Below are 10542 nucleotides of genomic sequence, written 5' to 3' on the forward strand. Positions count from 1 at the left end.
ATACCCGCCGGTTTGGTTAAGCCGGCCTGCGGCCTCCGGCCGTCTTCCGGCCAGTTCAGTTTGCCGGTGGCGGCTCTCCCGATGACGCCGTCAGCTGAGTGAATGTCTGCTGCTGCCCGAGCCAGGTCTGATAGTCCGCGTCGTTGTCGACAATGACGGTGCCGCGCATCTGCGGATGACCGACGCCGCAAAGTTCGGCACAGAGGATCTCGAACGTGCCCGTGCGCGTCGGTGTCAGCCAGAAATAGGTGACCATGCCAGGGATCATATCCATCTTGGCGCGGAATTCCGGCACGTAGAAATCGTGGAGCACATCGACGGAGCGCAGCAATATGTGCACGGGCTTGCCGATCGGCAGATGAAGCTCGCCGCCTTCGACGATGATGTCATCAAGGCCGTTTGCATCGTTCTTGTCGAGGCCCAGCGGGTTGTCGGAGGTGACGTCACGCGTCTCGGCACGACCGAGCTTTCCGTCCGCACCCGGCAGGCGGAAGCTCCACAGCCACTGCTGGCTGACCACTTCGACCGATGCGGCATCGGCGGGTACTGTGATGAACTGGTTCCAGACGATCAGGCCGGGCGCCAGCATTGCCGCGACGCCAACCGCCGTTCCCGAGGCCAGAAGCAATTCCAGTCTGCGATTTTCAGGCTCATAATGCGCCCGGTTGCCCGGTCTGTGGCGGAAGCGGAAGACGCAATAGGCCATGAAGGAAATCACCGCCACGAAGACGATGCCGGTGATCCAGAAGGTGATGACGAGCGTGTTGTCGATATAACTCCAGTTGGACGCGATCGGGGTCCACCACCACGGGCTCAGCACATGGAAGAGCACGGAGCCAACGACAACCAGGACGAGAACCAGTACAACAGCCATTTCCGCCCCTCCTGGGCCGACCGACCGTGAAACCGCACTCCACAAATGTCGAGTTTATTATCGCACAAATAGAAAATGTCGGCAATTACGGCGATTTAGGCATGCGCCGCCGCCGACAACCCGTCATTTGGAGTATGGCCCATCATTGGGAATATTGTTTGAGATAGGCGATAAGGTTGGTGATCTCCTGGTCATCCTTCACGCCTGCGAAGGCCATCTTGGTGCCCTTCACCTTGGCTTTCGGATTATGCAGATACTCACGCAGCGTCGCCTCGTCCCAGACGAGACCACCCTCGCCGGCCGCCTTCATCCCCGCAGAATACGCAAAATCAGCATGCGTCCCGGCCTTTCGGCCGAACAGCTTGTTCAGTGACGGACCCACCTTGTTCGTGTCGGACTCGGCGACATGACAGGTGGCACATTTCTTGAAAACGGTGGCGCCGGCCGTCGCGTCCCCCTCCTGCGCTCCAGCGTTGAGAGGGAAAAGGGCGATGACGGATGCAGTGATCAGCAGAATAACACGGTAATCCACGGCAAACCTCATCCTCCTTAAGGTCGCCAGCCACTCTCACCCTCGGCCATCATTCGCGCGGTGGTGGTGGTTGCTACGGGTTAAAGTTAGTCCTTTGCGGATGCAAGTCAATCGCTTCCACGATTGATGCCACCTGGGCGCAAACCGATAGCCTGTGGCCCCAACGCCAATACCGGATCCGAAATCCGGCCAGCACTCGGTGATCTGCTGGAGAATGGCGCCGCGCCATCCGACTTATACTTCGATCGAAAGCGCCTCCTGCACCGCCATTTCGGCCATGGCAAGCGCCGCGTCGCGGGTCTTGGCGGCAGCGATGAAGCGGCCGTTATGGCAGAAGCTCGCGCCCTCGACACCGCAGACCGCCTCCAGCTCACCATTGGTAAGGCCGGCCCAGGTTGCCGGCAGATCGGCCCGGAGCTCGAACCCGTCGTCGCCACGGCGAATGCCGGTCACGCACCAATCCTTTTCGCGCGGGTGGACGACGAACAGCAGGTGATCGGCGCCGGCCTTGACGATGGCGGGACGGAAGGGCATCCCTCTCGGCAATTCCAGAATGCGCCCCTGCCCAGCAGCCTCGATCGCCCGATAGACGATCGCCTCGGCCCGCAGTTTTGCGGCCCTCTGGGCGATCCCGGCATCGATGAAACTGCGGGCAATGGCCAGCGCCGCATGGAAGGCACGATCGTCAGCCTCGGGTTCCTCCTCATCGAACACCGGTTTCAGGGTCTCGAGCAGCACCGGCAGCGTCAGGCCAGCCAAAGGCCCCGAGGGGCTGAGCGCGCCATTGTCGGTCAGGTCGATCGGCAGCACGAAACCGGTGTCGAAAGCGGCGTGCAGGGCCTCGACATGAAGATCGGGAAGACCTGTGGCTGCGAGATATTCGCGGCCATAATGTTTCCAGATCAGGCCGAACGAGCTGTAGGGCTGGCCATCGTCGCGCAGCGGCGCGCCGCGCTGATGATGATCGAATATGCCGGCGGCAGGATCATAGGCCCCGCCGACATCATAGATGATCCGGTCCGGGGCTGGCGTGATCCATTCCAGCGCCCGGCTGCGGATCAGACACGCCTGGGGGAAAAGCCGCGTCAGAATGACGCTCGACAGCAGCTCGTCGGCATGGAAACCACCGGAATGGGTAACGAGGAAATCGGGGCTCATCGAAGCTATGCGCCTTGTGGTTTGGCGGAGGATCCGCTTGCGGGTCTGAACGAGATAGCCGTTGCCGGCCGCTATCTCAACCCGCCTTCGCGCATTCTGCATAGTGTCGGAAGGCGACCGGCAGCCGAAACGACATGTGTGAAGGCAAAGGCCTAAGGCAGCGCCGGTCCCGGCTGTGCTGCAACGAGCGCGCGGCCGGCCGCTGCACCGGCATGCAGGCAGATCAGCCCGATTGCGGCGAGAGAATTGATCAAAAAAACCTCGGCGACGACGGCTGCCGAAAACGCACCATCGCCGGACGGAAGCACGACCGTCGCGGCAAAGAGCACTGTTTCATAGGCGACGAACCCGGCGATAAAGGCGCCGGCCATGGTGACGGCAAGGCTGGCCTTGAGGCGGAGCACGCCGAGTGATGCCACGAGCGATCCATATGCGGCGATTCCGATCGCCAGCCCCCAGGCAAAGCTGTCGAAGGTCTGGGGATAGCCGAGTATGAGATATCCGACCGTCTGGTTGGCAAGCCAGGCGAGCAGCACCGCCATTATCGCCATTTTTCGGGGAAGAACGACCGCCGAGACTGCCGCCAGGGCAACGAAAGGCGTGACGCAGGCGAAAAGCAGGCTGAGAGCGACGCTGGCGCCGGCAATGACCGTGACCCAGGCGATGGCGAAACCGGGAGCTGCCGGGCGCAAAGGAAGCTGATTTCGTTCGAGCATTTCGAAACTCCGTTCGACCGGGCGCATACATTCCGGGAAATCATAGGCCAGTCCGGGAAAAAGGCCAGCGAGCTCATGACGGCCGTCGCCGCCTCCATCATAAGGCATCCAGCGGAATCTTCAGATACCGGCGGCCGTTCTCCTCTGGTTCCGGCAGCTGGCCGCCGCGGATGTTGACCTGCAGCGCATGCAGCATCAGCTTCGGCTTGGGCAGCGTACGGTCGCGCGCCTGACGCAACGCCACGAAACCGGCCTCATCCATGCCTGCAATATGCGGATTGGCGCGCTTTTGGGCTGCGACCGTGCTTTCCCAGCGCGGGTGACGACCGCCCGGCTGATAATCGTGGCCGGAAAAGAGCCGAGTCTCCTCGGGCAGCGACAGGATCGCCTGGATCGACTGCCAGAGGGCGGCCGCACTGCCGCCCGGAAAATCCGCTCGCGCAGTCCCCGAATCCGGCGTGAACATCGTATCATGCACGAAGGCGGCGTCGCCGACCACATAGGTCACCGATGCCAGCGTATGGCCGGGCGAAAACATCACACGGGCGGTAAGACCGCCGATTTCAAACGTGTCGCCGTCGGCAAACAGCCGGTCCCATTGCGAGCCTTCGATCGCGAGCGCCGGCCAGTTATAGATCTCTTTCCAAAGCCTCTGCACATCGGTGACATGGACGCCTATCGCCGTCGGCGCGCCAGTCTTTCCGTTGAGATAATGGGCGGCGGAGAAGTGATCGGCATGCGGATGCGTGTCTAGTATCCACTCGACGGTCATCCGCTCGCTTTCGATGTAGGCAAGGATGGCATCGGCGTTCACCGTTCCCGTCGCGCCCGACATCTCGTCGAAGTCGAGCACCGGATCGATGATGGCACAGCGTTTCGTCGCCGGATCGGAGACGACATATTGCACGCTGCAGGTGCGGGGTTCGAAGAAGGCCTTCACCTGAGGCCGCGGGCTTGCCGCTTTTTCGAGCCAGCGGCGCGCGCCGGCAAGATCGAAACCGAGGCCTTCGCCGAAGGTCTGGACATCCGCCGCCTTCATCCGCCCTTCGAGCACCTCGCCCAGCACATAGAGCGTCAACGCCCGCGTACCGCTCTTGCAATGGGCAACGACCGGCCCCCTCGCCTCAGCCATCGCCGCCTGAAAGCCGGCAATATCGGCCTCGGTGATCTCGCTCCCATTGACCGGCACGAATCTATAGGAAAGCCCGGCGGCGGCGGCGGAAATCTTTTCTGCCGCATTGCCTGGCTGGCCCGGCTCCTCGCCATCGGGTCTGGCGTTGATAACGGCGGCGAACCCCTGCTTGGCGAAATCGACAAAACCGGCTGGGTCGGGCTGCCCCGCCACCGATATCCGCTCATTGACCCTCACGGGCATCATCGAAGCCTCCGCGCCGCCTTGACCACGCAGTATCGCACGTATAACCGTACAATCTCACAAGTATATTGCCGAGCGCAAGAATAGAGGCGCCTGATCTCGCGCTCGCCCGCTCCTCAAAACGACAGCGTCGCCGCCCCTTGCCTGATCTCCGCATGCACGGCACCGCCGCCGACGATGACGACGCCGTCGAGCAGATCTACCTGCCCGTAACCTCCCGGCGGTGTGAAGGTTTCCCACAGGCCGAATGCGCCACCGGTCTCGGCGGCCGTGGCATGGATGACGATTCCCGCCCCGAACGGCGTCTTGGCAATCCGGTCCCTGCCAGGCAGAGAAACGACGGCATTTTCGAAACTCGACATATCCACCTCCCCCTACGGCGGTATCTGATAAGGCCGGCGTCCTTACGCCTGCGGTTCGTTGATCATTGCCTCGATATTGTATCCATCGGGATCGAGGACGAAGCAGGCATAATAGTTTCCGGCATATTCCGGCCTCGGACCGGGCGCGCCGTTATCCCGCGCTCCGGCCAGAAGGGCCGCCTGATAAAAGGCCGCGACCTCCGTCCTGTCTCGCACCCGGAAGGCGACGTGCACACGCGTGAGCGGCGGCTTGTCGTCAGTGCGCTGGATCTCGAACAGGCTGCCGCCGACGTCGAAGGCCCAGAACACGCCCTCCTTGCCGAAGGCGCAGCGATAGCCAAGGGGCCCGAGAGCGCTTTCGTAGAATGCCTTGCTCTTCTCGAGGTCACTCACAGCGATGGTGATGTGATCGATCATCTCATCTCTCCCATTCCGCTCCTGTCATGATTGATGCCCTCTTTTCGAGCCTCTCACGTGCATCTCCCGATGGCAATGCACGCCGGCCGCAATCAGTCCGTTTGGCCGCTCGACATCCAATGTGACGTCCGTTTATGGTCTGCAGGAAGGGAATGCCGCAAATGCCTTACGGGATCAGCCTCAAATGTTTGAACGACACCGCCTCGCCGGTTTTCAAGCTCTGGGATGACGCCGCAGCATTCGAAGAGACGGCTTCGATGCGGGCTTTGAATTATCCGCCTCATATTACCCTCGCCGTTTATCAGGAGATTGCGGTGGACCGGTTGGCAGAGGCAGCCGAGCGTGTTTTCCGCATCCACCCTGCCGTAGCGTTAAGTTTTGCAGGAATCGGTTACTTTGAGAACGAATTCCTCGTCTTATGGGCGCGGCCGAACCAAGACGAACGCCTCTTCCAGCTGCATGCGGCGCTTCACCGGGAAATCGATCCCGTCCACTGTCACGAGTGCTATCGGCCCGGCAATTGGGTGCCGCATTGCACGATCGCCACCAAAATCCCGAAGGCAAAATCGCAGGCAGCGATCAACTGGGCAAATCGCAACCGGATGCAATTCTCGGTGACTCTCGATGCCGTAGACTGTGTGAGATTTCCGCCGGTCGAAATCTTGAGCGAAATCGGACTGGCGTCGCAATGATCGCGGACAGCGCCGGCGCTTTGGCGAAGCTCGCGGCCCTCAGGAGAACGCGGGTAATGGCGTCATAACGCGTTCTCCAAGCGCGGATACGTGAAGTCAATCCCGGCCCTGCAGGCGATCCATCACCTGGAGCAACAGATCGGCGCAAACCTTCGTCGGTTCGTCCTCAGCGCATTTCAGGTCGATCCGTGTATTTCCATCCTCGATCTGAAAACGGGCCGCCTTGGACAGCGGCGGCAGGCGATGACCACGATAACCACGGAAGCCCATGTCGCCTCTCGAACCATGCCATCGGTCGTCGGGGCGGTCTCGGGACTGGTCATCCAGCCCGTGACGCATCACCCTCTCATCATCAGGCGCCAGCGGGGGTGGCGATGCAGGTTCGTTCGCTGCGGGCGGCTCGCCGGCGGGTGGTGGGGTGGGCGGCTGTTGAGCGAAGGCGGCGGCGGCCGATGCTGCAAGGGCAAGACCGGACAACAAGAGTCTTTGCATGGGGATGTTCCTTTCAGAGAAGACGCATGCCTGTAAACACCGCGGCGCGGCTTTAGTTCACGCCCCGTTGGCGCTTGTGATCGAAATCACCAGCGCGGCTAGGACATTTCACCTGCGAACACGCCGTGCTGCGAGAGGAAGCGCCATGCGCTGCCCGCCGCTTCGGATTTGCCGACGCAGAGCTGACGAGAACTTCGCGTCTCTCAGGCGCCACCGCTTCTTTCGCCTCGCCTCTGCCTTGTTGGGCGACTATGCTCAACGCCGATTCGCTGTCCGCGACGAGGGCGTGCGGAAACGAGATATCGAAGGAGAAGACGATGACGGACGCCAAGAGCGGCATTACCGGGCTGCGGCCGCAAATCACCGTGGTTGGCGTCGGCGGCGGCGGTGGCAATGCGATCAACAATATGATCGCGGAAAAACTGGCAGGCGTCGAATTCGTCGCCGCAAACACCGATGCCCAGGTTCTCGCCACCTCCAAGGCATCGCGCCGCATCCAGCTCGGCGCGAATGTGACGGAGGGCCTCGGCGCCGGTTCCCTGCCGGAAATCGGACATGCGGCGGCAGAAGAATCGCTCGACGAGATCATGGATCACCTGGCAGGATCACACATGTGTTTCGTCACCGCCGGCATGGGTGGAGGAACGGGCACCGGCGCAGCCCCGGTCATCGCGCGCGCCGCACGTGCGGCCGGCATCTTGACCGTTGGCGTCGTCACCAAGCCGTTTACCTTCGAGGGCAATCGCCGCATGCGGACTGCGGAGGCTGGCATCGAGGCGCTTCGTCAGGCCGCCGATACCGTTATCGTCATTCCCAATCAGAATCTCTTCCGCATCGCCGATGCGAAAACCACCTTCGCCGATGCCTTCATGACGGCCGACCGCGTGCTCTTTGCCGGCGTCGGCTGCATCACCGATCTCATCGTCAAGGAAGGTCTGATCAACCTTGATTTCGCCGACGTGAAGTCGGTCATGCAGGGCATGGGCCGCGCGATGATGGGCACCGGTGAAGCCGCCGGCGAAAGCCGGGCGATGAAGGCGGCGGAAGCGGCAATCGCAAATCCGCTTCTGGACGATATCTCGATGAAGGGCGCCAAAGGCGTGCTGATCTCGATCTCCGGCGGCTCGGATATGACCCTGTTCGAAGTGGACGAAGCGGCAAGCCGCATTCGCGACGAAGTGCAGGACGACGCCGATATCGTCGTCGGCGCGATTTTCGACCGCAGCCTCGACGGCAAATTCCGCGTCTCGGTGGTGGCGACTGGCCTGGACGGAAACTCTCTCTCTGCGTCCCCTTCTCACGCGCCGGCTGAACCCATGCAGACGCGCACGCTGCAGTAATACGGTCGCTGTTACCACGGCTCACTCATGGCCGGCTGCCGGATAAACGTTGCCCCGCCAGTGGAGAATGGGCGGGGCAACGTCGGTATTCGGTCTGGGAAGCCCAATCGGACGAGGAGTATGTCCAAGGTGTCGTGCACCCTGGAGATTTTGACAGTCTCGGTGCTTGAGATGCAGAGAGCATCTGCCGCGGAATCATCGACTAAATGTAATCGTCCCCGGCACGCGATGTTGATACCGCTGGCTTCTTGACCCCGGTCGCGAAGTCGGACGCCCGCCCGATACGCTCACTGCCGTAGGAATCGCCGTCGGCTGCAAAGCCGTATCCGTTACGGCGAAAGTTATGGATTCGATCGAGCTCAGCGTGCGCGCGGGTGCCGGCAAGAATCAACGTTGCGACGCGTGCTTCGAGGCTTCGCCCTCACGGCCTGCGCGCCTCAGCATGAGGGACGTCGTAGGATGCCGCGCCCTGACGGCAGACGTTGGAGAATGCAGCACCAGAGCTCAAGAGAGCCTCATCCCCGATAACGGTGAACCAATTTAGCTGGCTGGTAAATCACGCGGATAAACCCGTCACACCAGCAAACTCCTGATCCTCGCCGCATCCTCCGCCGTCGCCGGGTTATACACCACCATGCTCAGATCCGACCGGCCGTCTACCTGAAAGGCCGAATATTCAAAAGACAGCAGCCCGAGCATCGGGTGCTTGATGTGCTTGGCGCCCTCGCCGTGGGTGCGCACGTCGTTGTCGCGCCACATCGCCAGGAATTCCGGGCTCTTGCGACAGAGCTCGTCGACCAGCGGCTCCACCTCGGCGGCAGCACCGGCGCGCGCCGCATCCACCCGGAACGCGGCGACGACGAAGCGGGCGACACTTTCCCAGTCATATTGGGCGGCGCGCACGCGCGGATCGAGGAAGATGAAACGCAGCACGTTCCGCTCTTCGGGCGGCAGCGCGCCGTAATCGGTGAGCAGCACGGTCGCCGCCCGGTTCCAGGCGACGACGTCCCAGATCGCGGTGCGGATCAGCGCCGGGCACGGATCGAGCGCGTCGAGCACGCCCTGCAGGCGCGGCGTAACGCCTTCCTCTCTGCGGTAACGCACCTCCGGCGGGCGGCCGAGACCGATGAGGAAGAGGTGTTCGCGCTCGACGTCGGTCAGCATCAGCGCCCGCGAGATCCGATCGAGCACGTCGCCGGACGGCGCGCCGCCGCGACCCTGCTCCAGCCAGGTGTACCAGGTCGGGCTGATATTGGCGCGGCTCGCCACCTCCTCGCGGCGAAGCCCCGGCGTGCGTCGGCGGTCGCCGGCAAAGCCGAGGGCAGCGGGATCGAGCTTGGCGCGGCGGTCCTTGAGGTAGGCGCCCAGCCGGTTCTCGGGTGTGACGAATTCGCTCATCCTGTTAGCCATTATACCATGATAATATCACTACTTTACCATGATGTCAGCCTGCTCGATATCTGTCTCCCGTCAAATCAGGAGATATCGATATGCGCGTATTCGTCACCGGGGCCACCGGCTGGGTCGGCTCGGCCGTCGTCACGGAGTTGATTGCCGCCGGGCACCAGGTTCTCGGCCTCGCCCGCTCGGACAAGGGAGCAGCGGAACTGGCGGCCGCGGGCGCCGGGGTCCAGCGCGGCACGCTCGACGACCTGGAGGGTTTGAAGCGCGGCGCGGCCGAGGCTGACGGCGTCATCCACACGGCCTTCAACCATGATTTCTCGAAATTCGCTGAGAATTGCGCCGCCGACCGGCGCGCCATCGAGGCGCTCGGCGAAGCTCTCCGGAGCTCGGAGCGCCCGCTGCTCGTCACCGCCGGCCTCGGCCATGCGCCGGGCCGCATCGGCACCGAGAAGGACCCGCCGATGCCGACGACGCAGACCTATCCCCGCGCCTCCGAAATCACTGCGGTGTCGCTCGTCGCGCGCGGCGTGCACGCCTCCACCGTCCGGCTGCCACCCTCTGTGCACGGCCATGGCGATCACGGTTTCGTGCCGATCCTGATCGAGACGGCCCGACAAAAGGGCGTCTCCGCCTATATCGGCGACGGGAGCAACCGCTGGCCGGCCGTGCACCGGCGCGATGCCGCCCGCGTCTACCGACTGGCGCTGGAGCGCGGCGTCGTGGGCGGCCCCTTTCTGGCGGTCGCAGAAGAGGGCGTACCGTTCCGGAAGATTGCCGAACTCATCGGCCGGCGGCTCAACGTGCCGGCCGTCTCGCTGTCGCGGGAAGAGGCGGCGGAGCATTTCGGCTGGTTCGCCATGTTTGCCGGCTTCGACGTGCCGACCTCCAGCGCTCACACCCGCGCCCTCCTCGGTTGGCAGCCGACGGAGTCCGGCCTGCTTGCGGATATCGACCACCCGGCCTATTTCGGTGGGTAGCTTAAGCCTGACGGGGACTGTTGCAAAATACCGAGGATGTGATTTTTGAACGGGGGATGATTTGGATGGCGGTCAAAGAGGCAGGTCAATTCAGCTTTGTGGATGCGCTGTTGCCGCAGGCAGGAGGCAGTGGGCGCCTTGATCGATTGTCTGCTCTGGTAAAGTGGTATCGGTTCGAGAAGCTGTTACGTGGGCTGCGGGCG

At 62.7% G+C, this 10542-nt stretch carries 11 protein-coding genes and 2 pseudogenes; 4 read left to right on the forward strand and 9 right to left on the reverse strand.

Translation table 11 applies throughout. The annotated features are described in order from the left end of the window. Positions 1–55: 55 nt before the first annotated feature. The 7 genes and pseudogenes from GGD53_RS29845 to GGD53_RS29880 form a co-directional block, all read right to left on the reverse strand. Positions 56–874 (reverse strand): cytochrome c oxidase subunit II, encoded by an 819-nt coding sequence (locus GGD53_RS29845; RefSeq protein WP_184460321.1) that lies wholly within the window; start codon positions 872–874, stop codon positions 56–58. Between the two features lie 142 nt (positions 875–1016). Continuing rightward, entirely contained in the window at positions 1017–1406 is a 390-nt protein-coding gene (locus GGD53_RS29850) for a c-type cytochrome (protein ID WP_184460322.1), read from the reverse strand. A gap of 234 nt (positions 1407–1640) precedes the next feature. Continuing rightward, positions 1641–2564, reverse strand: coding sequence for an MYG1 family protein (locus tag GGD53_RS29855; RefSeq protein ID WP_184460323.1), 924 nt, complete (start codon positions 2562–2564; stop codon positions 1641–1643). A 152-nt stretch (positions 2565–2716) separates the two neighbouring features. Beyond that, entirely contained in the window at positions 2717–3280 is a 564-nt protein-coding gene (locus tag GGD53_RS29860) for a hypothetical protein (RefSeq protein WP_184460324.1), read from the reverse strand. A gap of 97 nt (positions 3281–3377) precedes the next feature. Continuing rightward, positions 3378–4658 (reverse strand): bifunctional sulfur transferase/dioxygenase Blh, encoded by a 1281-nt coding sequence (gene blh, locus GGD53_RS29865; protein ID WP_184460325.1) that lies wholly within the window; start codon positions 4656–4658, stop codon positions 3378–3380. 212 nt (positions 4659–4870) lie between these two features. Beyond that, positions 4871–5017 (reverse strand): annotated as a pseudogene (locus GGD53_RS29875) (cupin domain-containing protein); the annotation flags it as partial. Positions 5018–5059: 42 nt separating this feature from the next. Further along, positions 5060–5434 (reverse strand): VOC family protein, encoded by a 375-nt coding sequence (locus tag GGD53_RS29880; protein WP_184460326.1) that lies wholly within the window; start codon positions 5432–5434, stop codon positions 5060–5062. A gap of 161 nt (positions 5435–5595) precedes the next feature. Here GGD53_RS29880 and GGD53_RS29885 point away from each other — a divergent pair, with 161 nt between their 5' ends. After that, positions 5596–6126, forward strand: a complete 531-nt coding sequence (locus GGD53_RS29885; protein WP_184460327.1) for a 2'-5' RNA ligase family protein — start codon at positions 5596–5598, stop codon at positions 6124–6126. Positions 6127–6222: 96 nt separating this feature from the next. Here GGD53_RS29885 and GGD53_RS29890 read toward each other — a convergent pair whose 3' ends face one another. Continuing rightward, positions 6223–6618, reverse strand: coding sequence for a hypothetical protein (locus tag GGD53_RS29890; RefSeq protein ID WP_184460328.1), 396 nt, complete (start codon positions 6616–6618; stop codon positions 6223–6225). Positions 6619–6935: 317 nt separating this feature from the next. Here GGD53_RS29890 and ftsZ point away from each other — a divergent pair, with 317 nt between their 5' ends. Further along, the gene (ftsZ, locus tag GGD53_RS29895) at positions 6936–7958 is read left to right on the forward strand and encodes a cell division protein FtsZ (protein WP_184460329.1); all 1023 of its coding nucleotides are present in this window, start codon (positions 6936–6938) and stop codon (positions 7956–7958) included. Positions 7959–8531: 573 nt separating this feature from the next. Here ftsZ and GGD53_RS29900 read toward each other — a convergent pair. Beyond that, the gene (locus GGD53_RS29900; RefSeq protein WP_184460330.1) at positions 8532–9356 is read right to left on the reverse strand and encodes a helix-turn-helix transcriptional regulator; all 825 of its coding nucleotides are present in this window, start codon (positions 9354–9356) and stop codon (positions 8532–8534) included. A 92-nt stretch (positions 9357–9448) separates the two neighbouring features. Between GGD53_RS29900 and GGD53_RS29905 the strand changes: the two genes are divergently transcribed. Together GGD53_RS29905 and GGD53_RS31500 are read left to right on the forward strand one after the other, a co-directional pair. Then, a complete protein-coding gene (locus GGD53_RS29905; protein WP_184460331.1) occupies positions 9449–10339 on the forward strand; it encodes an SDR family oxidoreductase in 891 nt (296 codons plus the stop codon). Positions 10340–10395: 56 nt separating this feature from the next. After that, positions 10396–10542: pseudogene (locus GGD53_RS31500) on the forward strand (IS5/IS1182 family transposase); the annotation flags it as partial.

It is taken from the genome of Rhizobium aethiopicum, assembly GCF_014197535.1.
Classification (GTDB): Bacteria; Pseudomonadota; Alphaproteobacteria; order Rhizobiales; family Rhizobiaceae; genus Rhizobium; species Rhizobium aethiopicum_A.

Excerpts from the sequence above, each read along its gene's own strand:
- GGD53_RS29845 (WP_184460321.1), bottom strand. The coding sequence starts at position 874 with ATGGCTGTTGTACTGGTTCTCGTCCTGGTTGTCGTTGGCTCCGTGCTC.
- GGD53_RS29855 (WP_184460323.1), bottom strand. The coding sequence starts at position 2,564 with ATGAGCCCCGATTTCCTCGTTACCCATTCCGGTGGTTTCCATGCCGAC.
- GGD53_RS29860 (WP_184460324.1), bottom strand. The coding sequence starts at position 3,280 with ATGCTCGAACGAAATCAGCTTCCTTTGCGCCCGGCAGCTCCCGGTTTC.
- blh (WP_184460325.1), bottom strand. The coding sequence starts at position 4,658 with ATGATGCCCGTGAGGGTCAATGAGCGGATATCGGTGGCGGGGCAGCCC.
- GGD53_RS29880 (WP_184460326.1), bottom strand. The coding sequence starts at position 5,434 with ATGATCGATCACATCACCATCGCTGTGAGTGACCTCGAGAAGAGCAAG.
- GGD53_RS29885 (WP_184460327.1), top strand. The coding sequence starts at position 5,596 with ATGCCTTACGGGATCAGCCTCAAATGTTTGAACGACACCGCCTCGCCG.
- GGD53_RS29890 (WP_184460328.1), bottom strand. The coding sequence starts at position 6,618 with ATGCAAAGACTCTTGTTGTCCGGTCTTGCCCTTGCAGCATCGGCCGCC.
- ftsZ (WP_184460329.1), top strand. The coding sequence starts at position 6,936 with ATGACGGACGCCAAGAGCGGCATTACCGGGCTGCGGCCGCAAATCACC.
- GGD53_RS29900 (WP_184460330.1), bottom strand. The coding sequence starts at position 9,356 with ATGAGCGAATTCGTCACACCCGAGAACCGGCTGGGCGCCTACCTCAAG.
- GGD53_RS29905 (WP_184460331.1), top strand. The coding sequence starts at position 9,449 with ATGCGCGTATTCGTCACCGGGGCCACCGGCTGGGTCGGCTCGGCCGTC.